The following is a 21,889-nucleotide window of genomic DNA, read 5'->3' on the forward strand; positions in this document are numbered from 1 at the left end:
ACGCGCGGCCGCATGACGTCCGCCGCCCCGCCCGCCGGCGAAGCGCTCTACACCGACCCGCGCCTCGTCGCGGTCTACGACCTGTTCAACGCGGGCGATCGGGATTTCGCGTTCTACGCGTCCGTGATCGGCACCGCACGCCGACGCATCCTCGACCTCGGCTGCGGCACCGGCACGTTCGCGCGCCGGCTCGCGGCAGCCGGGCACGACGTCACGGCGATCGATCCCGCGTCGGCGATGATCGAATACGCCCGACGCCAGCCGGGCGCCGACGCGGTCCACTGGCTTGCGTGCGGGCTCGACGGCCTGCCGCCCGACGCGCCGCCGTTCGATGCGGTCGTGATGACCGGCCATGCGTTCCAGTGCCTGCTGACCGACGCGGAAATCGATATGACGCTGCGCGGCGCGCGGCGCGTGCTCGCCGACGGCGGCCGCTTCCTGTTCGAGACCCGCAATCCGCGCATCGCGCCGTGGCGTGCATGGACGCCGGCACATTCGGCACGCAGCGTCGAATCGCGCGAATCGGGCATCGTCGACCTTCATCATGCGGTGCGCTCCGTGGATGGCGCGATCGTCACGTTCGACACGCACTACCGCTTCCGCCGCGACGACACGGTGCTGACTAACACGAGCCGCCTGCGCTTCATCACACAACCCGACCTGCGGGAGCGCGTGATCGCAGCCGGATTCCCGTCGGCCGACTGGTACGGCGACTGGCAGCACGCGCCGTTCGACGCTGCGGCCAGCGCGGAGATCATCGCGATCTGCCGCGCGTGAGTGCGCGTTCCCGACCGCGTCAGCCCGCCACCGGCAGCGTGTCCACCGCATACGCATGCCGCAGCGTGCGGCCCAGCACCGGATCGTCCAGCTCGACTTCGAACCGCTCGGCCGGCCGGATGCCGCCGATCGCCGCGAGCGTGCCGCACAGCATCGCGGTGCCGTCGACGAAGCGGCCGTCGTGGCGCGCGAACTGCGCGAGCAGGTCGTCCGGTGCGCGCATCGCGCTCACGTTGCCTTCCTGGTACAGCACGCGCTCGCCGTCGATCGTCGCGTATGCGCGCAGCACGAGCTGATCCCAGTGCCCGGCCACGTCGTCGAACTTCCACAGCGTGTTCGCGCACGGCTTGCCGCACATCTGCTTCGACACCGTGATCCCGTACGTCTCGACCTCGCGGTCGGTGTGATCGGACGCGATGCCGACGAACGTCTCGCCGCCGTCGCGCACCAGCACGAATTCCGCTTCGCCGCTGCTCTGCCCGCCCGATACCTGGATTGCCGGCGACGGATCGAGGCGGTCGGCCGCGACGCGATAGAACACGGGCGTCGTCGCCGGGCGCTTGACGCCCAGTTCCTCCAGCTCGCGGATGTGCTTCTCCATGGCGGCCGTGTCGCGGCCGGTCCAGCCCGCGATCACGAGCGTTTCGATCGCGATCGCGCGCTCGGTGCGGCCGTCGTGACCGTCGATCGCGAACGTGATGGTTTTCATCGAATGCTCCTCGTAGCGGGCAGCGCACGCGCGATGCGGCGCCGCCCGCGTTGTGTCGTGAATGGCCGGGCTCAGGCCGGGTCGTAGTAGTGGATCTCCAGCAGCACGCAGCCGCCGTTCGACTTGAACGGGCCGTGCCATGCGCCGGGCGGGCGCACCGCATACGTGTAGCCCTTGAACGGCGTGCCGCCGTTGCCGTGTTCGTCGTTGCCGACGGTCAGGTCGCCTTCGACGAGAAACACCTCTTCCCAGTAGTCGTGCACGAACGGCTTCTTCGTATGCAGCCCGGCCGGCAGGCGCAGCAGGCGCGTGCGGCTGCCGCGTTTGCGCTCGGTGTCGAGCGCGCCGGACAGGATCAGTTCCTGCGCGCCGGATGCCGGGTCATAGCCTTCCGGCAGTTGCCAGTCGCGCTGCATGTCCAGCGTATGGAATTCGTCGTGAAGCTTGTTGATGGCCATCTGTCTCTCCTGTGGCGATAGCGGATGAGTCGAACGCGATGCGGCGCGTCAGGCGGCGTGCGGCGTCGACAGTTCCTGGTTCAGCGAATAGCTGCCGAGCATCGAATCGACGAGATGCGACGCGCGCTGCCAGTCGTACGTGCGATACGCATGCCCCTTCGTGACGAACGACGCGCCGGCGTAGAACAGTTCGTACTGGTTGTGGCGCGACGCGAATTCGGAGCCGACCGCATCCCACGCGAGCTTGAAGAACTTCACGCGCTCCTCGGACGAACACACCGGCGACTTCTGCGTCTTCTCGATGATGCGCAGCAGGTCGGGGTTCTCGAAATCGCGCACGCTGGACGGCAGCATGATCATTCCGCCGCCGGCGAGCTCGCGCAGCGTGTTGAGCACCTTCGAATAGAGTTGCTGGGTGACGACCTGCGAGCCGTACAGCATGTTGCGGTCGGGCACGTAGAAGCCGTTGACGACGGTACCCTTCGCTTCCATCCCGTAGACCCACGCCTCGACCATCGACGCTTCGGCCGCGAGCTGGCCCAGCGTTTCGCGCACCTGCGGGAACGCATTCGTGCCGTTGACCTCGGAGATCTTCAGGCCGAGCCCGACGAGGAAGCGCAGCTTCGTCATCAGGCGCACCTGGCATTGGTAGTTCTGGTACACGTGCGCGGGCGTCGCGTGGAACTGCTTCGCGCACATCGCCGTGTTGCCGGCAACGAAGATCCGTTCCCACGGCACCTTCACGTCGTCGAAATACAGCACCGCGTCGTTCTCGTCGAAGCGGCTCGACAGCGGGTTGTCGAACACCGACGTCGCGTTCTCCTCGTACGACTTGCGCGACAGGATCTTCATGCCCTTCGCATTCATCGGCACCGCGAACGACAGCGCATACATCTCGTCGCCTTCGCGCAGCGGCTGGATGCAGCTGCAGAACACCTCGTTCGCCATGATTCCGCTCGTCGCGAGCATCTTCGCGCCGCGCACCGTGATGCCTTCGGCATCCTGATCGACGATGCCGACCGCGAGGTACTTGTCCTCCTGCTCGTGCGCGGCCTTCGACTGGTTCGCCTGCGGATTCACGATCACGTAGGTCAGGAACAGGTCGTTGTCGCGTGCGTAGCGGTAGTAGTCGCGCAGCGCGCCCGCCCGCGCCGGATCGTATTGCTCGAACACGTCGGCGCCCATCACCATGCCGGCAAGACAGGACGCGACGTGATCCGGCGAGCGGCCCATGAAGCCGTAATGCAGCTCCGACCACGCTTCCAGCGCGGCACGGCGTTCGACGAGTTCGTCGTAGGAGGTCGGCAGTTGCCAGATCCGGCTGACGCGGTTGCCCGAGTCGGGCGACACGAACGTCATCTTCTCGACGTTCTCGTCGCGGGCCTGGTAGTCGTACAGGCTCGCGTAGCTGCGGATCGAATTGCGGAATGCCGCATGCGCGGTCACGTCGCCGACCGGCTGGCCGTTCAGGTAGACCTGCCGCCCGTCGCGCAGCGACGCGATGTGCTGGGTCCCGTTCTTGATCATGATGTCCTCCTGGGTGGAATGAAACGTGGATTGCATTCAGGCAGACGGCGCGTGCATGCCGTCGAGCGTGCGATAGCGGCCGCCGAAGAAGATCAGCGGGCGCCCTTCCGAACGAGCGCGGTACCGTGTCACGCGGCCGACGAAGATCACGTGATCGCCGCCGTCGTACTGCGCATAGGGCTCGCATTCGAACGTCGCGAGCGCGTCGGGCAGCAGCACCGCGCCGTCGTCATCGGCCGCGCCGGCACGCCAGCCCCACTTGTCGCCGTTCGCTTTCGCGAAGCAGTTCGACAGATGCTGTTGCGTCTCGTCGAGCACGTTGGCCGCATAGCCGCCCGCGCCGGCCAGGTCGCCGAGGCTCAGGCTGCGACGGTCGACCGAAAACAGGATCAGCGGCGGGTCCAGCGACACCGAATTGAACGACGCGACCGTGATACCGATCGGCGCCCCCTCCTTGCGCGGGGCGGTAATCACCGCGACGCCCGTCGCGAACATCGACAGCGCGGTGCGAAAGCGCCGCTGCGCGTCGGCACCCGCACCGGTTCCGGCATGGTTCTCGCTCATCTCGTCCTCCTTGGGTGGCATCGCCGGATTCCGCAACGGAATCCGGCCCAACAAAGCACCGTTACTTAGCTTTGTTATTTAGCTTTTATTAAATGCAAACACAAAGGCGGGTTCAAGTTGTCGTAAACCCTGACCTTGAAAGCTTTGTTTGAAAGACAACCCTACTGGCGGGATGGGTGTTGAGCGGCGCCCGCGAATGTCCACGTACACTGCGGCTACCCTGTTCCGCGGTGCTTTCGCGCACTGCGGGAGACACCGTTTTCCGGAGCCGCATCGATGCAATCCCGTCCGATCTACATGGACTACAGCGCGACGACGCCCGTCGATCCGCGCGTGGTCGACAAAATGGTGCCGTTCCTGCACGAGCAGTTCGGCAACCCGGCTTCACGCAGCCACAGCTACGGCTGGGATGCCGAGCAGGCGGTCGAGGAAGCGCGCGCGCACGTCGCCGCGCTGCTCGGCGCCGATCCGCGCGAAATCGTGTGGACCTCCGGCGCGACCGAGGGCAACAACCTCGCGATCAAGGGCGCCGCGCACTTCTACCAGGGCAAGGGCAGGCATCTCGTCACGGTGAAGACCGAGCACAAGGCCGTGCTCGATACGTGCCGCGAACTCGAACGCCAGGGCTTCGACGTCACGTACCTCGACGTGCGCGAAGACGGCCTGCTCGACCTCGACACGGTGCGGCAGGCGCTGCGCGCCGACACGATCCTGGTGTCGGTGATGCTCGCGAACAATGAAACGGGCGTGATCCAGCCGGTGACGGAGATCGGCGCGCTGTGCCGCGCGCGCGGCATCGTGTTCCACTGCGACGCCGTGCAGGCGGCCGGCAAGATCCCGGTCGACGTGAATGCGTTGAACGTCGACCTGCTGACGGTGACCGCGCACAAGGTCTACGGCCCGAAGGGGATCGGCGCGCTGTACGTGCGCCGCAAGCCGCGCGTGCGGATCGAAGCGCAGATGCACGGCGGCGGCCATGAGCGCGGGATGCGCTCGGGCACGCTGCCCACGCACCAGATCGTCGGGATGGGCGAGGCGTTCCGGCTCGCGAAGGAAGAGATGGCGGAGGAAAGCCGCCGCGTCGGCGCATTGCGCGACCGGTTGCTGGCCGGCCTGTCGACGCTCGACGAGGTTTACGTGAACGGCGATCTGGCCCGCCGGATTCCGCACAACCTGAACGTCAGCTTCAATTTCGTCGAAGGCGAATCGCTGATCATGGGGATCAAGGGTGTCGCGGTATCGTCAGGCTCGGCGTGCACGTCGGCATCGCTGGAGCCGTCGTACGTGCTGCGCGCGCTGGGCCGCAGCGACGAGCTCGCGCACAGCTCGATCCGCTTCACGCTCGGCCGCTTCACGACCGAGGCCGAAGTGGACAGCGTGATTGCGCAGGTGCGCGACACGGTCGGCAAGCTGCGCGCGCTGAGCCCGCTGTGGGACATGCATCTCGAAGGGGTCGACCTGAATACGATCGAGTGGGCCGCGCACTGAGTGCGGCCGAGCGTCAGGCGGGCTGGCGGCGCGTGCGCGTCAGCCTTTTTCCTGGCGCGCGATCAGGTGCGCGAGATCGAGCGTCGCGCGGTCGCCGTTGGTGACGAGGCGGTCGATCACCGAGCAGAGCGCCTTGAATTCGGTCTTCGTCACGCCCTCGAACAACACGTTGTTGATGCGCTGCTGCGTATCCGTGAGCGCCTTCAGCAGCTTCGAGCCGGCCGGCGTGACCGTGAGACGCATCTTGCGCTTGTCGTCGGGGTCCGGGCGTTTGTCGATCAGGCCGAGTTTCTTCAGCTTGCCCGTCTCGATCGTGACGAATGCGCCGCTCAGGTGCAGGTGATCGGCGAGGCGGTTGACGGTCACGACGTCGTCGTGCGAAAGATGCGAAACCGATACGAGCAGCGAATACTGGATGCCGGTGAGGCCGATCAGCGAGCCGAAGCCGTCGCGTACCGACAGCAGGCGGGCCGCAAACGGCAGCAGCCCGTTGATCAGGTGGCGAAATTCCGTGTCCGTGCCGTCGATCAGGCAGGCCGGGTTGGTGATGGTCAGAACGGACTCCTCTTGCTGCTTGGCCATGACTTCGACGCTCCGTACGGTCATGCGAATTTAGCTTTGAAACGAAATTATACGGCAAAGGCACATGCGCCCCTGGCCAGGTCCGGCCGCTGCGCGTGACCCCATTTCCCGCTACAGGAGGCTCGTCCATGCCCTTCCCGCTTCATCCCGCGTCGGTTCGCGCGCTGCTCGAATGCTATCTGCGCGCAAAGGACCTGAACCGGCCCGCGCTGATCGCCGACTGCTTCGCGGCCGATGCCGAGCTGAGCTTTTCGCTCGCGAACGACGACATCGATTTTCCGCCGCGCGCGACGGGCGCGGCCGCGATCGCACGCACCCTGGTCGAGGAATTCGGCGAGCGGTTCGAGCGGTGCCGGACCTATTACGTTTGCACGGAACCCGAAGTCGACCCGCATGGCATCAGCGGGATGTCGTGGCTCGTCGTGATGCGGCAGAAGGACAACGGCGCGTTGCGGATCGGGCACGGCACGTACCGCTGGCAGTTCACACCCGACAGCGAAAGCGGTGCGCGGATCGCCGCGCTGCACATTCATGTCGCGCGCATGGATACGATCGACGATCCGGAGTCGACGAAACTCGACGCGCTGCATGCGGCGTTCGGGTATCCGTGGCTGCCGGCGCACGCGTTCGCGCGCGGGCTGGCGGATGTCGCGGCCGCGCAGCCGGAATGGGCATTCCTGGCGCCGTTTCACGAGGCGGCGGCAGCGGCGGCCGGTTGAAACACGGCTGAAGCGCGTCGCCGCTTCACGTGCGGGCAAGGAGCTGACGGACCGTCATCACGCGCGGATCGTCGCTCGTCAGAACCTCGCCGTAATGGGCGATCGTTGCCCGGTGGTCGAGCAACAGCGGAATCGAGACGCGCCCGAGCAGCGTCCGCTCGACCGCTTCGCCGAACGTGAATCCGCACAGATGCACGCCGTCGACCACGCAATTGGTCGAGAACACCCGGCCCTGCGCATCGACATAAAACTCGGCGTACCCGAGATCGTCTTCGGCGAAGCCGATCATCGTCGTCCCGAGCGCCTGTTCCCACGCGTCGATCTGGTGATCCTTGCGCGCCAGCGCATGAAAGGCGAGCCCCATTCGCGCGCAGGTCTGCCCGCTGGCGGAAGCGCCCACGATCAGCCCGCCGAATTCGCGCAGGATGGCATCCCCCGGATGCTCGCCATCGCCGGACGACACTCGGCAATCGGAATCGCCACGCCACCCCGAATCGGCAAACAGCGCCTTGACCGACAAAGGAATCGCGATCACCACCACCCTCCCGAGTTTGCGTGCACGATACCGCACGCGCTATCCACCATGCGCGACACAGGAAATGCATCGCGCATGCCCGTCACCTCGACGCATCGAGCGCGCCCCTCACCCCCTCCCAATCCAGCCCGAACCGCGCGAGATACTTGCGCAGCCTGTCCGCGTCGTTCGGCTGCTTCTTGCTCTGCCGCGACACCGCGAACAGCGTGCGCCCCGCTTCCGACAGGCTTGCCGACACGCGGCACACGTCGAGCACGCGTTCGAGCTGCGCACGGTCGAACAGGTCGAGTTCCGCCGCGCGCGCGCCGAACACCGCTTCGACACACGCGTCGGACGATCCCGCGCCGCCGGGCTGCGACCACGTGCGCGTCAGCCGTTCGACTTCCTGTTCGGCCAGCGCTTCGGTAATCCGTCCCGCATCGGCCAGCGTCGCCATCCGCGTGACCGACGCGGACAGCTCGCGGAAGTTGCCGGCCCACGCCGCACGCGGCGACGCGGCGAACGCGAGATAGCGCCGCTTCGCCTCGACGTTGAAACGCACCTGCTCGCCCTGCTCGCGGCCGAACCGGTCGAGTTCGAATTCGAGGTTCGGCTCGATGTCCTCGCGGCGCTCGGCCAGCCCCGGCAGTTCGTACGTCCACAGGTTGATCCGCGCATAGAGATCCTCGCGGAAGGTGCCGGCCGCCACCATCTGCCGCAGGTCGCGGTGCGTGCCCGCGATCAGTTCGAAATCGCTGGCCACCTCGACATCGGCGCCGACCGGCAGGAAACGCTTCTCCTCGATCGCCTTCAGCAGCATCGCCTGTTCGTCGAGCCCGAGTTCGCCGATCTCGTCGAGAAACAGCAGCCCGCCGTCCGCCGCGCGCAGCAGCCCGGCCCGCGCCGACTGCGCACCCGTGAACGCGCCCTTCACGTGGCCGAACAGCGTCGACATCGCCGCGTCGCCGCGCAGCGTTGCGCAGTTGATCTCGATGAACGGCCCCGCGAGCCGATGGCGGCCGCGCTTCAGCTCGTACACGCGCTTCGCGAGAAACGACTTGCCGGCGCCCGTCGGCCCGACCAGCAGCATCGGCGCGCGCGACCGCACGGCCACGCGCTCCAGTTGCTCGATCAGCGCATTGAAACGCGCGTTGCGCGTCGCGATGCCGGCCTTCAGGAACGACACCGTCTCGTCGCGCTCGCGCGTGAAGCGCTGCGCGATCCGGTTGTAGCGCGACAGGTCGAGATCGATCACCGACATCGTGCCGGGCCCGCTCAACCCCTCGTCGGTCTTCTGCGGCGGTGCCGTCTGGGCGAGACGCGCCGGCAGGTAACGTGCCTCCGCCAGCAGGAACCAGCAGATCTGCGCGACGTGCGTGCCGGTGGTGATGTGGATCAGGTAGTCCTCGCGGTCGAGATCGAACGGGTAGGCGCGCGCGAAATCGTGCAGCGTCGCGTAGACCTCCTCGAAATCCCACGGATCGCGAATCTCCATCGGGACGAGCCGCACGTCGGTGTGCGGCGACACGCGCTCGAGGTCCTGCTTCACGCGGTTCGCGAGACGCGCGTAGTTCGGCGCGTGCAGCAGTTCGAGCCGGTCGACCGGCATGTCGCGCTGCTCGCACAGCGAAATCGTCGGCCGCCAGTTGCGCCAGCGGCGCTGCGAGCCGCCGCCCTGGTCGAGCACGGTACCGAGAAAACCGATCGCGACGGTCTTGCGCATGTTTATCCCAAAAGATAAGAGGCGATCCGATTGTATCGAATTTTCCGGATCGAGCCATGGCCGGGTTTCCATGCGCCGCTGGTCATGACAAATAACTTCCCCTTTTATTTCAATGCCTTGCGATTTATTTCGCGCATTGCGCCGCCCGCTGGCACGCTCCTCGCTAAATAGAAAGCGCCGGATGTCCCGCTGGCCCGCGAGCCAGGGTTCACAAAGCCCTGCTGGTGCGCCGCCGCCGAACCTGTTTCGTCGCGGTCGCGCATGCCGCCATGGGCAGACGAAGGCAAACGGGCGCGTACTGGAACTTCGCCCGGGTTCGAATCCCGGGGCGCCCTCCGTTCGGTAGCTCATTCGGGTAGAGCAGCCGGCGCAAGCCGGTGTGTAGCGGGTTCGAATCCCGCTCGAACGCTGTCCGCAAGGACAGCCTTGTAATGAAAGCAGTACCCGCCGGTGCGGGCCGCCAGGCCCGCCGCGCGTCGGACCGGTTGCGGTTCCGCGCGATCGGCCGGACGGCCGCACGGCCCGCGCAAAGGCGCACGACGACGCGAAGCAGGATGCGTCGCCGCGCACTTCGGCGCCGGGCCTGCGCGCCGCCCGCCCGGTTGCGTCGCCCCGCGATCCGCACGATGCGCGTCACCCGGCGGTCATCGAAGAAAAGGACAAGAATATGTGGATGCGACATGTAGTGAAAAAGAACGAACGCGCGCTGCTGATGAACGAGGGCGATTTCGTGAAGGTGCTCGAACCGGGCGTGTTCAAGGCCTTCGATCCGTTCAAGCGCCTGTCGGTGCAGACCGCGCGTCTCGACGCGCCGCTCGCCGACGCGGCACTGGCCGATTACCTGCGTCACGACGCACCGGACGTGCTCGCCCGGCACTTCGTCGCGATGGATCTCGCCGACGACGAAGCCGGCCTGCGCTACGAAGACGACGTGCTCGTCGAGATCCTGGCGCCGGGCACGCGCCGGCTGTACTGGCGCGGCCTGACCGCGCACCGTCTCGAGCGCGTCGATCTCGCGCAGGACAGCGTGCTGCCGGCCGCGCTCGTGAAGCGCATCGCGCAACCGGCACTGCGGGCGCGCGGCGTGGCGGGCCTGGCGGGCGTACTGCTGGCGCAGGTGCCGGCGTACCACGTCGGCGTGCTGAAGATCGACGGCAAGATCGAGCGGCTGCTGGACGCGGGTGTCTCGGCGTTCTGGCGCTTCAACCGCGACATCGCGGTCGAACTGGTCGACCTGCGCGTGCAGGCGCTCGAAGTCGGCGGACAGGAAATCCTGACGCGCGACAAGGTCGCGCTGCGGCTGAACCTGTCGGCGACGTGGTGTTATGCGGACGTGCTGCATGCGTTCGGCCAGCTGCAAAAGCCGGTCGAGCACCTGTACCGCGAGCTGCAGTTCGCCCTGCGTTCGGCCGTCGGCACGCGCTCGCTCGACGAACTGCTGGAAGACAAGCAGTCGATCGACGACGTCGTGATCACGCAGGTGCGTGCACGCCTCGGCAACTCGGGCGTGGACGTGCGCAGCGTCGGCGTGAAGGATATCGTGCTGCCGGGCGACATGAAGACGATCCTCGCGCAGGTGGTCGAGGCGGAAAAGTCCGCGCAGGCGAACGTGATTCGCCGCCGCGAGGAAACGGCGGCCACGCGTTCGCTGCTGAACACCGCGAAGGTGATGGAAGAAAACCCGACCGCGCTGCGGCTCAAGGAGCTGGAAACGCTCGAGCGCGTCGCGGAACGGATCGACCGCATCTCGGTGTTCGGCGGTCTCGACCAGGTGCTGAACGGACTCGTCAGCATCAAGGGCGCCTGACGGGCGCAACGGCGCGGCGCAAGTGTGCCGCGCCGCATGAATGAAGGAATCAGGTGAAGCAAATGAGTGCAATGGATTACCAGGTGATGGAACTGGCGAACGGCAAGCCGGTGAAGATGTGGACGCAAGGCGTCGCCGTCGAGGACGAAGCGCGCGCGCAGCTGCGCAACACCGCGCAGATGCCGTTCATCTTCAGCCACGTCGCGGTGATGCCGGACGTCCACCTCGGCAAGGGCTCGACGATCGGCAGCGTGATCCCGACGAAGGGCGCGATCATTCCGGCCGCGGTCGGTGTCGACATCGGCTGCGGGATGATGGCCGCGCGCACGACGCTGACGGCGTCCGACCTGCCGGATTCGCTCGCGGGCCTGCGCAGTGCGATCGAACGCGCGGTGCCGCACGGCCGCGCGCCGGGCCGCCGCGATCCGGGCGCATGGGGCGACCGCACGCCGGCCGCCGTGACCGAATCGTGGAAGTCGCTGCAACCGGGCTTCCAGCGGATCGTCGACAAGTATCCGAAGCTGGAAAAGACGAACCACTACGCGCATCTCGGCACGCTCGGCACCGGCAACCACTTCATCGAAGTGTGCGTCGACGAAGCGGACCACGTGTGGTTCATGCTGCACAGCGGCTCGCGCGGCGTCGGCAATGCGATCGGCAGCCTGTTCATCGAACTCGCGCAGGCCGACATGCGGCAGCACATCGCGAACCTGCCGGATCGCAACCTCGCGTATTTCACCGAGGGCAGCCGCCACTTCGACGACTACGTCGAGGCGGTCGGCTGGGCGCAGGACTACGCGCGGCGCAACCGGCAGGCGATGATGGATGCGGTGATCGGCGCGGCGCGCGGCGTGATCGCGAAGCCGTTCTCGGTCGACGAACACGCGGTGAACTGCCACCACAACTACGTGCAGCGCGAACGCCATTTCGGCGAAGACGTGCTCGTGACGCGCAAGGGTGCGGTGTCCGCGCAGAAGGGGCAGCTCGGGATCATTCCGGGCTCGATGGGTGCGAAAAGCTTCATCGTGCGCGGGCTCGGCAACCCGGAAAGCTTCTGCTCGTGCAGCCACGGCGCGGGCCGGACGATGAGCCGCACCGAAGCGAAGCGCCGCTTCACGGTCGACGACCAGGTGAAGGCGACCCAGGGCGTCGAATGCCGGAAGGATTCGGGCGTCGTTGACGAAATCCCGATGGCCTACAAGGACATCGACGCGGTGATGGCGGCCCAGCGCAGCCTCGTCGAAGTGGTGCACACGCTGCGCCAGGTGGTGTGCGTGAAAGGATAGCGCGGTGCGCGGCCGATGGCCGGCGGCCGCGCGCAACGAGAGAGAAACGAGACAATCATGAAAACGGAACAACTGACTGCCGTGCGCAGTGCGCACCCGGTCGACCCGGCCGTGCGGGCGCGCGTGATGGCGGAACTCGCGGAAGTCGAGCGCCGCCACGACGTGACCGTACTGTTCGCGTGCGAATCGGGCAGCCGCGGGTGGGGATTCGCCTCGCCGGACAGCGACTACGACGTGCGCTTCGTGTATGCGCACCGGCGCGACTGGTACCTGAGCGTCGAAGCGCAACGCGACGTGATCGAGCGGCCGCTCGACGACGAGCTCGACGTCAGCGGCTGGGAACTGCGCAAGGCGCTGCAACTGCTGCGCCGCTCGAACCCGACGCTGCTCGAATGGCTCGACTCGCCCGTCGTGTATCGCGAAGACGCGCGCTGGGCGCCGCGGCTCAGGTCGCTGGCGTCGGCGTTCTTCTCGCCGGTGCGCGGGCGTCATCACTACCTCGCGATGGCGAAGAAGAACTTTCGCGGCTATCTGCAGGGCGACACGGTGCGCTACAAGAAATACCTGTACGTGCTGCGGCCGCTGCTCGCGGTGCGCTGGATCGACGCGGGGCTCGGGATGCCGCCGATGCGTTTCGCGGCGCTCGTCGACGGCACCGTGCCCGAGCCGTCGGTGCGCGCGGAGCTCGACGCGCTGCTCGCGCTGAAGATGAGCGCGAACGAAAGCGAATACGGGCCGCGCCGGCCGGCGATCCACGCGCTCGTCGAGACGATGCTCGCCGATGCCGAACACGATCGCGAATACAAGCGGCCGTGGGGGGACGTGACGATGCTCGACGCGTTCCTGCGCGACGTGGTCGACGCCCGATGAAAAGCGAACGGCGCGGTGCCTGCGGGCATCGCGCCGTTTGCGCATCCGTTCCGTACACGTGCGACCACACCGCCCAGCAACGTACGTGCCCGCACACAAAGCGTCGCCGCCGCGATCGGCGCGCTTTGCGGCGGTATACTCGACACCGTTCGGCAAAGCGCGCCGCTGCATGCGCCGCCGCCTTCGACCGCCCCGCTTGCTGACGATGCGCTTGCAGTCCGACGTCTTGCGCCCGCCCATCCACAGTCGATACGAACCGTCATGTCGCACCGCCTTTCGCTCGCCATCGCCGCCCTCCTCGCCGTTTCCCCGATCGTTGCCCAGGCCCGTCCGCTCACGCGGCCGCCGGTCGAGCGCGACTTCAAGAACTGGTCGGTCGTCTGCGACAACGTCAATCATTGCATTGCCGAAAGCCATGCCGACGACACCGACGACTCGCGCATCAGCCTCATCCTGCGCGTGACGCGCGATGCCGGCCCGGACGCGCAAGCGTCGCTCGCCCTCTATGCGTCGGCGCCGCTCGACCTGCGCACCGCGCGCGCGGACGGCCGCCCGTTCGACGCGATGGCGGCCCAGTGGCATGCGTTCGGCGGCAAACCGGACGACGACGAAGCACACCCGTTCCGGATCCGCACCGACGATCCGGCAACGGTTGCCGCATGGCTCACCGCGGCGCGCAACGCGCAACTGCTGAGCTTCGGCGATCCGGCGTCGGCGCAAGCCGTTCGAACGCCGTTGACGGGATTGAACGCCGCGCTGCTGCTGATCGACGACACGCAAGGCCGGGTCGGCACGACGACGGCGCTGCTGCGCCCCGGCAACCGGCCCGCGTCGTCGGTGCCGGCCGCGCCGGCACTGCCGCCCGCCGTCGTGCCGGCGCCGGCCGTCGCGGACCTGCCGGCCGGCGGGCAGCGCCCGCTCGTCGACGCGGTGCTCGCGAAGTTCGGCGACGACATCAAGCAATGTGCGGCCGACGTCGAAGACGAAATGTCGGCCGGCGATCGCCGGAAGGCGTCGCGCGCCGTGGCGATTTCCGCCGACGAGGCGCTCGTCGCGATACCGTGCCAGACCAGCAGCATGTATAACCACACCGACCTGTGGTATCGCGTGCGAAGGACGGCACCGTTCACGCCGACGGCGATGAATTTCGGCGAGAACGCGAACGCGGGGCTCGACTCGGCGTCGTTCGCGAACGAACTGACGGAGGCCGCCTACGACCGTACCCGCGCGACGCTGTCGAGCAAGGTCAGGCTGCGCAGTGCCGGCGATTGCGGCTCGACCGCGTCGTGGATCTTCGACGGCCGGCGCTTCCTGCTCAGCGACATCGCCACGCACGGCACGTGCAACGGCCTGTTCGACGATCAATGGCCACGCCTGTATCGACGCGCCGATGCGCCGGGAAACCGCTGACGCGTGCATCGCACCGAAACACGCCGGCAGTCACACCCATAACAAACCGAGGGGCCGACCCATGCATCTCCCGTTCATCGACGCGTCGCGCAACGCGACCGCGACGCGGCGCACGCGCGGCTGGCGCGGCGCAATTGCGTTCGCGCTGCTCGCCGTAACCGCGTTCGCCTTTTCGCCAATGAAGGCAGCACGCGCGGCAAGCGCCGACGATACGGTCGAGATCCCGTTCTGGTCGCGCGACTGGGTCGGCACGATCGGCAACCGGCATGTCGAAGTCTCGCTGTCGCGCGTGGCCGGCACGGTATCGGGCTCGTACTGCTACGCGCCCTGCACGTCCGACAAACGCTACCGGCTCGCGCTGAAGGGGACGCTCGACGCGCACGGCGCCACGCTGTCGGAACGCGACAGCGGCGCGAAAGCCGGCGCCGATCGCGTAACGGGCACGTGGCGCGTGGCGTCGCTCGACAATGCGGTGGCCGGCACGTGGGCGTCGCCGGACGGCAAACGCTCGCTGCCCGTTTCGCTCGCAACGAAACCGGACGGCAGGCCGTTCCCTTACGAGATCCGCCTCGTCGCGGACAAGCTGCCGGACGACGACGGTTCGTGCAACGACCCGCCGCACGTCGCCGCGATCCGCCTGTACGATCGCGGCCGCCTCGTGCAGACGCTGCAGACCGATTCACGCGGCACCTGCGGCCTGTTCACGCCCGATTTCGCCGACGTGAATTTCGACGGCTGGCCCGACCTGATGCTCGCGCAATCGATGGGCGCGAGCCCGAACATGCCATACCAGACGTGGATCTTCGACCCGAAGACGCGGCGCTTCGTCGACGCGCCGCAGGGGCTGCAAGGCATCACGTCGCCGGAGTTCGATGCCGTGCACCGGATCATCTGGACGAGCTGGCGCGCGAGCTGCTGCGAGCACGGCGTGACGACCTATCGCTGGCAGGGCAACGACGTGAAGGAGACCGACTCCGCCAGCAGCTACCTGCTGCCGGTGCTCGACGGAAACACGCGCCGCTATTGCTACGTCACGCCCGGCTACGGCGACGGCTACATCGAGTTTCCGCAGCGCATCGAGCAGACCGGCACGGGGCTGCGCTCGACGCTGGGCACGCTGAAAGACTGCGAGGCGGACGCGTCACCGTGGATGGCGCGCGTGTACATCGGCATCTGGAAGCCGGGCACGCCCGGCCACGCGCCGACGCTCGTCCGCACCGAAAGGGTCGCGTGGAAGCGCACGCCGACCCGCGCCGGCATGAAGTTCTGCCCCGACGTGCCGTTCTACGATAACGGCCGCATCCGCCGCATCGTGCTGCGCGACGATCCCGACCAGTGCAACGACAGGAATCCCGACCAGAACTAGCGCGCGTGCCGACCGCATGCGCGTGCCGCCGTCACGTCACGCGCCGACGATCGAGATCGAGAACCCGTCCCAGCCCTTCTGCCCGACCGTCTGCACGGCCGTCGTGGTGACATGCGGCGCGGCTGCGAGACGCGCGAACCCGTCGCGCACGCCGGCCACGTCGGGCTCGCGATTGCCGGGATCGGCCACGCGCCCGCCGCGCACGACGTTGTCGACGACGATCACCGTGCCGGGCCGCGACAGCTTCAGCGCCGCGTCGAGATAGACCGGGTTGTTGTCCTTGTCGGCATCGATGAAGATGAAATCGAACGGTGCTTCGCCCGCGTCGACGAGCCGCGCGAGGCTGTCCTTCGCGCTGCCGACCACCACCGTCACGACCTCCGCGAACCCGGCACGCGCGATGTTCCGCGTCGCGACCTTCGCATGTTCGGGGTTCAGCTCGAGCGTCACGAGCGTGCCGCCCGGCGGCAATGCGCGCGCGAGCCAGATCGTGCTGTAGCCGCCGAGCGTGCCGACCTCGAGGATCCGCCGCGCGCCGCGGATCGTCGCGAGCAGTTGCAGCAGCTTGCCCTGGTTCGGCGCGACGTTGATCGCGGGCAGCCCGGCCGCGTCGCTCGCCGCCAGCGCGGCGTCGAGCGCGTCGTCGGACGGCACGAGCGTCGCGGAGAAATACGCATCCACCTGGTTCCAGTGTTCCTGATTCATCGCGCACCCCTTGTTTGCGGAAAGGGCATTCTATGCGCCGCACCGCCATAAGCAACAAACCATTCGTTCTAAGGGCCGCCGCGCACGTGCTCCTATAATCGCTCGACCACCACAACAACAGACGGAGCACCCATGACCGACCAGGCCTCTTCGAACTGGCGCCTCGAAACCATCGCCGTGCACGGCGGTTATCGTCCCGACCCGACCACGCGCGCGGTCGCCGTACCGATCTACCAGACCGTTGCGTACGCATTCGACGACACGCAGCACGGCGCCGACCTGTTCGACCTGAAGGTGCAGGGCAACATCTACACGCGGATCATGAACCCGACGACGGACGTACTCGAGCAGCGTATCGCCGCGCTCGAGGGCGGCATCGGCGCACTCGCGCTCGCATCGGGACAATCGGCCGTCACGTACGCGATCCAGACGATCGCCGAGGCCGGCGACAACATCGTGTCCGCGAGTTCGCTGTACGGCGGCACCTACAACCTGTTCGCGCATACGCTGCCGCAATACGGGATCACGACGCGCTTCGCCGATCCGCGCGACCCCGCGTCGTTCGAGCCGCTGATCGACGCGCGCACGAAGGCGATCTTCGCGGAATCGGTCGGCAACCCGCTCGGCAACGTCACCGACATCGCCGCGCTCGCGGAAGTCGCGCATCGCCACGGCATCCCGCTGATCGTCGACAACACGGTGCCGTCACCGTATCTGCTGCGCCCGTTCGAGCACGGCGCGGACATCGTCGTGCATTCGCTGACGAAGTATCTCGGCGGGCACGGCACGAGCCTGGGCGGCGCGATCGTCGATTCGGGCAAGTTCCCGTGGGCCGAGCATGCGGACCGCTTCAAGCGGCTGAACGAGCCCGACGTCAGCTATCACGGCGTCGTCTACACGGAAGCGTTCGGGCCGGCCGCCTATATCGGCCGCGCGCGCGTGGTGCCGCTGCGCAACATGGGCGCGGCCATCTCGCCGTTCAATGCCTTCCAGATCCTGCAGGGCATCGAAACGCTGGCGCTGCGTGTCGAGCGGATCAGCGACAACGCGCTGAAGATCGCGCAGCATCTCGCGCGTCACGAGCAGGTCGAATGGGTGAACTATGCGGGCCTGCCCGATCACCCCGACCATCCGCTCGTCGCGCGCTACCTGTCGGGCCGTGCGCCGGGCATCCTGACGTTCGGCGTGAAGGGCGGCCGCGACGGCGGGGCGAAGTTCCAGGATGCGCTGAAGCTGTTCACGCGGCTCGTCAACATCGGCGACACGAAATCGCTCGCGACGCACCCGGCATCGACGACGCACCGGCAACTGTCGCCGGCCGAACTCGCGAAGGCCGGCGTGAAGGAGGAAACGGTGCGGCTGTCGATCGGCATCGAACATATCGACGACCTGCTCGCCGATCTCGACCAGGCGCTCGCGCAGGTGTGACCGGCACGGGCGCGCCGGCTTGCCGGTGCGCCCTGCATCGAATGTGTTGACCTTGAAGCGGCTTCAGGGTGTTCAATCCCCGGTTGATGCCGGGGCAACGCCCGGCGTGCATGAACCGTACCCTGCGGCAGGGCAGCCGGACGCCGAGCCCGCTGCGGTACGCCAACCGTTCGAGAGGCCTCATGACACCGACCGCGAAGCTTGCGCTACTGACGTTACCGCCCGTGCTGGCGGCCTGTTTCGGCGCACTCGCCGCCGCGTGGCGCGCCCCCGGCCCGACCACGTCGAGCGTCATCCAGCATTTCACCGGCGGCATCGTGTTCGCGGCCGCGGCGCTCGAACTGCTGCCGCAAGATCGCGCGCATGCGCTGTTTCCGGTCGTCGTCGGCTTCGTGCTCGGCATCGCGCTGATGCTCGCGATCCGTGCGCTGTCCGGCGCGATCGAGACGCGCTTCGTGGACGCGCGGCTGCCCGTGAGCCTCGTCATCGTCACCGCGATCGACCTCGTCATCGACGGCCTCGTGCTCGGCATCGCCTTCTCCGCGAGCACCGAAAGCGGCATCATCCTGACCGTCGCGCTGACGCTCGAGGTGCTGTTCCTCGCGCTGTCGGTCAGCGCCGCGCTCGCGGCCGCCGGCATCGGCCGCATGCTGTCGATCGTCGTGCCGGTCGGGATCGCGGCACTGCTGAGCATCGCGGCCGTTGCCGGCAATGCGGCGTTCGCAGGACTTCCCGCCAATATCTACGCGGCGCTGCTCGGGCTCGGCACCGTCGCGCTGCTGTACCTCGTCACCGAGGAACTGCTGGTCGAAGCGCATGAGGTGCCCGAAACGCCGTTTGCGACGGCCGCGTTCTTCATCGGCTTCATCGTGTTCTTCCTGATCGAAGGATCGGTGAAGGCCGGATAAGCCGGGCACGGCCGCGCGCCGGTTACCACGTCGTCGCGCCCGTCGGATACGTATCGACGATGCGCGTGCCGTTGACCGGCGTCACGCCTTCGTCGCGCAGCGCGGCCCACAGGTCGATCGCGTGTTCGCGCGACTTGCGGCTGCCGTCGTCGGTCAGCACGTTCAGTGCGATCACCTCGTCGCGGGTCGTCAGTTGCAGTTGCTCCTTCAGCTTGCGTGACTGATGCGACGCGGTGCGGATGTCGCCGAGCAGGATCCGCTTCTCCGCGACATCCTGCCCGCCGCCTGCATCGGCCGGCACGAACGTCAGCCGTCCGTTTCCGACTTCGCATTGCCCGCGCGTGAACGTCGCGCTCCATTCGCCGGCCGGCACGGTCGCGAGCTCGCAGCGCATCCGCTCGTTCGCGCGGCGGCCGACCTCGTGCGCCGGCGCGTGCGACAGCGCGCGTTCCGGCCAGCCGGCCGCCATCGCAGCCGACGACACCAGGCACGCCGCGAGCACGATTCCTTTCGCGAAATGGCGCATGGCACTCTCCTTTTCGTGTGGGATGCGGCCGGCGGGCACCGTGCCGGCCGGCCGCGCATGAACGATCAACGAACCGCAAGACGGTTGTCGTGCGCATCGACCCGCGGCGCCGCCTCGCCGCGATGTACCGTCGCGCGATGGATTTCCTGGTTGCGCGCGACGGTGGCCGGGCTCGCCGGGTAGTCATGGTTCGGGCTCGGGATCACGCCGTCGTGGCGCGCACGCACCAGTTCCTGACGGACTTCCTGACGGGTCTTCTGCTGCGCGGCCGCTGCCTGCGAGAGGGCCGCAATCGACAGGACGGCGGCGGCGACGACGATCATCGGTCGCGGAATGTTCATGTGGCTCGCTCCTTGCTGGAAAGATGTGACAGGAGCCTTCACTTTGATCCGGCGGCGGTGCGGAATCGTGATCGCAGCATGACGGTTTCGTCACTGCCCCGACCGCTTCTATATCGCACTCCCAATTAAAACGGGTCGCAAGTTTCCAGGTCGATGACGCGGCAATGAGATTTTTCTCATTTGTCCCTCACCTTCACGATCCGAACGCTTTCCAGAATCGGCAGCGCGATTGCGACATTCCGCGCTTGCCGCACCGACGCGCGGCGTCGGAATCGACCGATGCACGGATCGATCCTCTTGAACCTCAGGGACACACCATGAAAACTCCAGTTCGGCTCGCGATGATGTCGGGTGCGATGCTCGCGGCCGCCCAAGCGGCACACGCGTCGGAAGTCACGCTGTACGGCCTGTTCGATACGTCGTTGACCTACGTGTGGAATGCCGACGCGAACGGCAGGAATCTCGTCGGCCTCGGCAACGGCAACCTGCTCGGCAACCGCTTCGGCGTGAAGGGCGCGGAAGATCTCGGCGGCGGGCTGAAAGCGGTCTTCACCCTGGAAAACGGCTTCAACCCGAACACCGGCGCGCTCGGGCAAGGCAACCGGATGTTCGGCCGGCAGGCTTTCGTCGGTCTCGAAAGCGCGCGCTGGGGCACGCTGACGCTCGGCCGCCAGTACGACGCGCTCGCGGATGTCGCGTGGCCGATTACCGGCGATTTCTACTTCGGCAGCGTCTATGCGACACCCGGCGACGTCGACAACTACGACACGTCGTCGCGCACCGACAACGCGGTGAAATACACGTCTCCGGTGATCAACGGATTCCAGTTCGTCGGCATGTACGCGCTCGGCGGCGTGGCCGGCAAGAGCGGCGCCGGGCAAACCTGGTCGGCCGGCCTGTCGTACAGCAACGGCCCGGTCGACGTGGCCGGCGGCTACTACTACGCCGCCAATCGTTCAGCGCTCGCCAACGGCATCCGCACCGGCTGGAACGGCACCTCCGACGGCACGTTCGACGGGTCGCTGGTCAACGGCGGCTATCTCTCCGCGAAATCGATCGGCATCGCGCGCGGCGCGGTGCGCTACAGCTTCGCGCCGTTCGCGGTCGGCATCGACTACAGCAACGCGCAGTACAAGGCCGATGCGATGTCCGCATTCCGGAGCACGCAGAAGTACGACACCGCGCGCGGCTTCTTCAACTACCAGGCGACACCCAGCCTGCTCGTCGGCGTCGGCTACAGCTACACGCGCGCCCGCGGCGATACGGGCGCGACCTATCATCAGGTGTCCGCCGGCGCCGATTACGTGCTGTCGAAGCGCACCGATCTCTACGCGGTCGGTGCATGGCAGCGCGCGAACGGCGAACAGCGCACGCTCGACGGCGGCACGCAAACGGCGCAGGCGTCGATCGGTTCCTATGGTTATGGCGGAACGCGCACGCAGGGCATCGTCAATCTCGGGTTGCGCCACCGGTTCTGATCGTGGCGGCGATACACGCGCCGCGTGACGAAAATTTCATGTCCCGATCAGGTTAGCGAAGCGTCGCCTCGCTACGATCGGAAACGTGACGGGCAGTGCCCGTTCCAGACCACGCAAGCGGGTCGCTGCCGCACGGCACGTCACGCGTTAGGCCCGGACTCGTCGAGTGCCGGGCTTCTTTTTGCTCGTCGCGAATCGACATCCTGTGTGTTCGGCGACGAACCCTCGACCGACCGCGCGCTATCCCGGACGACTCCAGCCGCATCCCCGGCAACCTGAGAGCGCGCAATCGCGTGCGATGCGATCGCGGTCAACGCGTGCCGCTGCGCTGCGGGAACAGGCACACGTGCGTCTTGACGTACAGGTTCGGATTGCCGCAGCGATGCCCCGCATAGTCGATCTGCTCGCCAGGCATGAGGTCGGCCGGCAGCGGCTTGCGCGCGGCGGCGGGCGTGGCCGATGTGGTCGACGCAGCGGGCGTTAGGCCGGAGCGCGTCGATGTGCAACCCGCGAACAACGGGACGATCAGTACTGCGATCAAGGCGAGGCGAATGGCGGGACAATGCAATTTTCGGTCCGGGGTGAAAGTCGGAAAGGGCCGCCCGCATTCCATGCTGCTGTCGCGGACGGCGCGAATGCCGTCGGCCAGGTCGACCATCGGCAGGCTTCATGTTCCGCTTCCCGCTCATCGCGCCCATGACGC

The 21,889-nt window shown here is 67.3% G+C and carries 22 protein-coding genes and 1 tRNA gene; 12 read left to right on the forward strand and 11 right to left on the reverse strand.

Translation table 11 applies throughout. The annotated features are described in order from the left end of the window. The first annotated feature begins 12 nt into the window (after nt 1-12). On the forward strand, nt 13-777 hold the full coding sequence (locus VK92_RS12015) for a class I SAM-dependent methyltransferase (protein ID WP_048022438.1): 765 nt from the start codon (nt 13-15) through the stop codon (nt 775-777). Between the two features lie 19 nt (nt 778-796). On the opposite strand, the gene VK92_RS12020 is transcribed toward VK92_RS12015, so the two are convergent. From VK92_RS12020 to VK92_RS12035, 4 genes are all read right to left on the reverse strand, one after another. Continuing rightward, complete coding sequence (locus VK92_RS12020; RefSeq protein ID WP_048022439.1) at nt 797-1,486, reverse strand: DUF2848 domain-containing protein; 690 nt, start codon at nt 1,484-1,486, stop codon at nt 797-799. A 71-nt stretch (nt 1,487-1,557) separates the two neighbouring features. Next, the gene (locus tag VK92_RS12025) at nt 1,558-1,944 is read right to left on the reverse strand and encodes a hypothetical protein (RefSeq protein ID WP_048022440.1); all 387 of its coding nucleotides are present in this window, start codon (nt 1,942-1,944) and stop codon (nt 1,558-1,560) included. A gap of 48 nt (nt 1,945-1,992) precedes the next feature. Next, nucleotides 1,993-3,471: a 4-hydroxyphenylacetate 3-hydroxylase family protein gene (locus VK92_RS12030; RefSeq protein WP_048022441.1), complete on the reverse strand. Its 1,479-nt coding sequence runs from the start codon at nt 3,469-3,471 to the stop codon at nt 1,993-1,995. Between the two features lie 36 nt (nt 3,472-3,507). Then, nucleotides 3,508-4,035: a flavin reductase family protein gene (locus VK92_RS12035; protein ID WP_048022442.1), complete on the reverse strand. Its 528-nt coding sequence runs from the start codon at nt 4,033-4,035 to the stop codon at nt 3,508-3,510. A gap of 276 nt (nt 4,036-4,311) precedes the next feature. Here VK92_RS12035 and VK92_RS12040 point away from each other — a divergent pair, with 276 nt between their 5' ends. Continuing rightward, nucleotides 4,312-5,523 carry an IscS subfamily cysteine desulfurase gene (locus VK92_RS12040; RefSeq protein ID WP_048022443.1) on the forward strand — a complete coding sequence of 404 codons (1,212 nt, stop codon included), beginning with the start codon at nt 4,312-4,314 and terminating at the stop codon, nt 5,521-5,523. A gap of 39 nt (nt 5,524-5,562) precedes the next feature. Here VK92_RS12040 and VK92_RS12045 read toward each other — a convergent pair whose 3' ends face one another. Continuing rightward, on the reverse strand, nt 5,563-6,105 hold the full coding sequence (locus tag VK92_RS12045) for a MarR family winged helix-turn-helix transcriptional regulator (protein WP_027790922.1): 543 nt from the start codon (nt 6,103-6,105) through the stop codon (nt 5,563-5,565). A 128-nt stretch (nt 6,106-6,233) separates the two neighbouring features. Between VK92_RS12045 and VK92_RS12050 the strand changes: the two genes are divergently transcribed. Further along, nucleotides 6,234-6,824, forward strand: coding sequence for a nuclear transport factor 2 family protein (locus VK92_RS12050; protein WP_048022444.1), 591 nt, complete (start codon nt 6,234-6,236; stop codon nt 6,822-6,824). A gap of 25 nt (nt 6,825-6,849) precedes the next feature. On the opposite strand, the gene VK92_RS12055 is transcribed toward VK92_RS12050, so the two are convergent. Further along, complete coding sequence (locus VK92_RS12055) at nt 6,850-7,365, reverse strand: SUKH-3 domain-containing protein (protein WP_231616441.1); 516 nt, start codon at nt 7,363-7,365, stop codon at nt 6,850-6,852. 76 nt (nt 7,366-7,441) lie between these two features. Next, a complete protein-coding gene (rtcR, locus tag VK92_RS12060) occupies nt 7,442-9,061 on the reverse strand; it encodes an RNA repair transcriptional activator RtcR (protein WP_048022445.1) in 1,620 nt (539 codons plus the stop codon). Nucleotides 9,062-9,397: 336 nt separating this feature from the next. Here rtcR and VK92_RS12065 point away from each other — a divergent pair. The 6 genes from VK92_RS12065 to VK92_RS12090 all read left to right on the forward strand — a co-directional run bounded on the left by VK92_RS12065 (nt 9,398) and on the right by VK92_RS12090 (nt 15,800). After that, nucleotides 9,398-9,470: transfer RNA gene (locus VK92_RS12065), tRNA-Cys, on the forward strand. Between the two features lie 258 nt (nt 9,471-9,728). Beyond that, nucleotides 9,729-10,868: a slipin family protein gene (locus tag VK92_RS12070; protein ID WP_048022446.1), complete on the forward strand. Its 1,140-nt coding sequence runs from the start codon at nt 9,729-9,731 to the stop codon at nt 10,866-10,868. A gap of 62 nt (nt 10,869-10,930) precedes the next feature. Beyond that, nucleotides 10,931-12,154: an RtcB family protein gene (locus VK92_RS12075; RefSeq protein WP_027790917.1), complete on the forward strand. Its 1,224-nt coding sequence runs from the start codon at nt 10,931-10,933 to the stop codon at nt 12,152-12,154. 57 nt (nt 12,155-12,211) lie between these two features. Further along, nucleotides 12,212-13,024, forward strand: coding sequence for a nucleotidyltransferase domain-containing protein (locus VK92_RS12080; RefSeq protein ID WP_048022447.1), 813 nt, complete (start codon nt 12,212-12,214; stop codon nt 13,022-13,024). Between the two features lie 261 nt (nt 13,025-13,285). Further along, the gene (locus VK92_RS12085; RefSeq protein ID WP_048022448.1) at nt 13,286-14,434 is read left to right on the forward strand and encodes a DUF1176 domain-containing protein; all 1,149 of its coding nucleotides are present in this window, start codon (nt 13,286-13,288) and stop codon (nt 14,432-14,434) included. Nucleotides 14,435-14,495: 61 nt separating this feature from the next. Further along, nucleotides 14,496-15,800 carry an XAC2610-related protein gene (locus VK92_RS12090; RefSeq protein WP_048022449.1) on the forward strand — a complete coding sequence of 435 codons (1,305 nt, stop codon included), beginning with the start codon at nt 14,496-14,498 and terminating at the stop codon, nt 15,798-15,800. A gap of 36 nt (nt 15,801-15,836) precedes the next feature. Here the strand turns inward: VK92_RS12090 and VK92_RS12095 are convergent, their stop codons facing one another. Next, nucleotides 15,837-16,505, reverse strand: coding sequence for an O-methyltransferase (locus VK92_RS12095; RefSeq protein WP_048022450.1), 669 nt, complete (start codon nt 16,503-16,505; stop codon nt 15,837-15,839). A 132-nt stretch (nt 16,506-16,637) separates the two neighbouring features. Between VK92_RS12095 and VK92_RS12100 the strand changes: the two genes are divergently transcribed. Continuing rightward, entirely contained in the window at nt 16,638-17,933 is a 1,296-nt protein-coding gene (locus tag VK92_RS12100; RefSeq protein WP_021157380.1) for an O-acetylhomoserine aminocarboxypropyltransferase/cysteine synthase family protein, read from the forward strand. 182 nt (nt 17,934-18,115) lie between these two features. Then, on the forward strand, nt 18,116-18,841 hold the full coding sequence (locus VK92_RS12105) for a ZIP family metal transporter (RefSeq protein ID WP_048022451.1): 726 nt from the start codon (nt 18,116-18,118) through the stop codon (nt 18,839-18,841). A gap of 22 nt (nt 18,842-18,863) precedes the next feature. Here the strand turns inward: VK92_RS12105 and VK92_RS12110 are convergent, their stop codons facing one another. Together VK92_RS12110 and VK92_RS12115 are read right to left on the reverse strand one after the other, a co-directional pair. Next, entirely contained in the window at nt 18,864-19,367 is a 504-nt protein-coding gene (locus VK92_RS12110; RefSeq protein WP_048022452.1) for a hypothetical protein, read from the reverse strand. Between the two features lie 65 nt (nt 19,368-19,432). Then, the gene (locus VK92_RS12115) at nt 19,433-19,708 is read right to left on the reverse strand and encodes a DUF4148 domain-containing protein (RefSeq protein ID WP_021157383.1); all 276 of its coding nucleotides are present in this window, start codon (nt 19,706-19,708) and stop codon (nt 19,433-19,435) included. 317 nt (nt 19,709-20,025) lie between these two features. On the opposite strand from VK92_RS12115, the gene VK92_RS12120 reads away from it, so the two are divergent. Next, the gene (locus VK92_RS12120) at nt 20,026-21,186 is read left to right on the forward strand and encodes a porin (protein WP_048022453.1); all 1,161 of its coding nucleotides are present in this window, start codon (nt 20,026-20,028) and stop codon (nt 21,184-21,186) included. 310 nt (nt 21,187-21,496) lie between these two features. On the opposite strand, the gene VK92_RS12125 is transcribed toward VK92_RS12120, so the two are convergent. Continuing rightward, nucleotides 21,497-21,844, reverse strand: coding sequence for a hypothetical protein (locus VK92_RS12125; RefSeq protein ID WP_231600535.1), 348 nt, complete (start codon nt 21,842-21,844; stop codon nt 21,497-21,499). Nucleotides 21,845-21,889: the final 45 nt, after the last annotated feature.

The organism is Burkholderia sp. LK4 (assembly GCF_001043615.1).
Taxonomy (GTDB): Bacteria; Pseudomonadota; Gammaproteobacteria; order Burkholderiales; family Burkholderiaceae; genus Burkholderia; species Burkholderia cepacia.

Coding starts and splice junctions, on each gene's coding strand:
- VK92_RS12015 (WP_048022438.1), top strand. CDS start 13: ATGACGTCCGCCGCCCCGCCCGCCGGCGAAGCGCTCTACACCGACCCG.
- VK92_RS12020 (WP_048022439.1), bottom strand. CDS start 1,486: ATGAAAACCATCACGTTCGCGATCGACGGTCACGACGGCCGCACCGAG.
- VK92_RS12025 (WP_048022440.1), bottom strand. CDS start 1,944: ATGGCCATCAACAAGCTTCACGACGAATTCCATACGCTGGACATGCAG.
- VK92_RS12030 (WP_048022441.1), bottom strand. CDS start 3,471: ATGATCAAGAACGGGACCCAGCACATCGCGTCGCTGCGCGACGGGCGG.
- VK92_RS12035 (WP_048022442.1), bottom strand. CDS start 4,035: ATGAGCGAGAACCATGCCGGAACCGGTGCGGGTGCCGACGCGCAGCGG.
- VK92_RS12040 (WP_048022443.1), top strand. CDS start 4,312: ATGCAATCCCGTCCGATCTACATGGACTACAGCGCGACGACGCCCGTC.
- VK92_RS12045 (WP_027790922.1), bottom strand. CDS start 6,105: ATGGCCAAGCAGCAAGAGGAGTCCGTTCTGACCATCACCAACCCGGCC.
- VK92_RS12050 (WP_048022444.1), top strand. CDS start 6,234: ATGCCCTTCCCGCTTCATCCCGCGTCGGTTCGCGCGCTGCTCGAATGC.
- rtcR (WP_048022445.1), bottom strand. CDS start 9,061: ATGCGCAAGACCGTCGCGATCGGTTTTCTCGGTACCGTGCTCGACCAG.
- VK92_RS12070 (WP_048022446.1), top strand. CDS start 9,729: ATGTGGATGCGACATGTAGTGAAAAAGAACGAACGCGCGCTGCTGATG.
- VK92_RS12075 (WP_027790917.1), top strand. CDS start 10,931: ATGAGTGCAATGGATTACCAGGTGATGGAACTGGCGAACGGCAAGCCG.
- VK92_RS12080 (WP_048022447.1), top strand. CDS start 12,212: ATGAAAACGGAACAACTGACTGCCGTGCGCAGTGCGCACCCGGTCGAC.
- VK92_RS12085 (WP_048022448.1), top strand. CDS start 13,286: ATGTCGCACCGCCTTTCGCTCGCCATCGCCGCCCTCCTCGCCGTTTCC.
- VK92_RS12090 (WP_048022449.1), top strand. CDS start 14,496: ATGCATCTCCCGTTCATCGACGCGTCGCGCAACGCGACCGCGACGCGG.
- VK92_RS12095 (WP_048022450.1), bottom strand. CDS start 16,505: ATGAATCAGGAACACTGGAACCAGGTGGATGCGTATTTCTCCGCGACG.
- VK92_RS12100 (WP_021157380.1), top strand. CDS start 16,638: ATGACCGACCAGGCCTCTTCGAACTGGCGCCTCGAAACCATCGCCGTG.
- VK92_RS12105 (WP_048022451.1), top strand. CDS start 18,116: ATGACACCGACCGCGAAGCTTGCGCTACTGACGTTACCGCCCGTGCTG.
- VK92_RS12110 (WP_048022452.1), bottom strand. CDS start 19,367: ATGCGCCATTTCGCGAAAGGAATCGTGCTCGCGGCGTGCCTGGTGTCG.
- VK92_RS12115 (WP_021157383.1), bottom strand. CDS start 19,708: ATGAACATTCCGCGACCGATGATCGTCGTCGCCGCCGCCGTCCTGTCG.
- VK92_RS12120 (WP_048022453.1), top strand. CDS start 20,026: ATGAAAACTCCAGTTCGGCTCGCGATGATGTCGGGTGCGATGCTCGCG.
- VK92_RS12125 (WP_231600535.1), bottom strand. CDS start 21,844: ATGGTCGACCTGGCCGACGGCATTCGCGCCGTCCGCGACAGCAGCATG.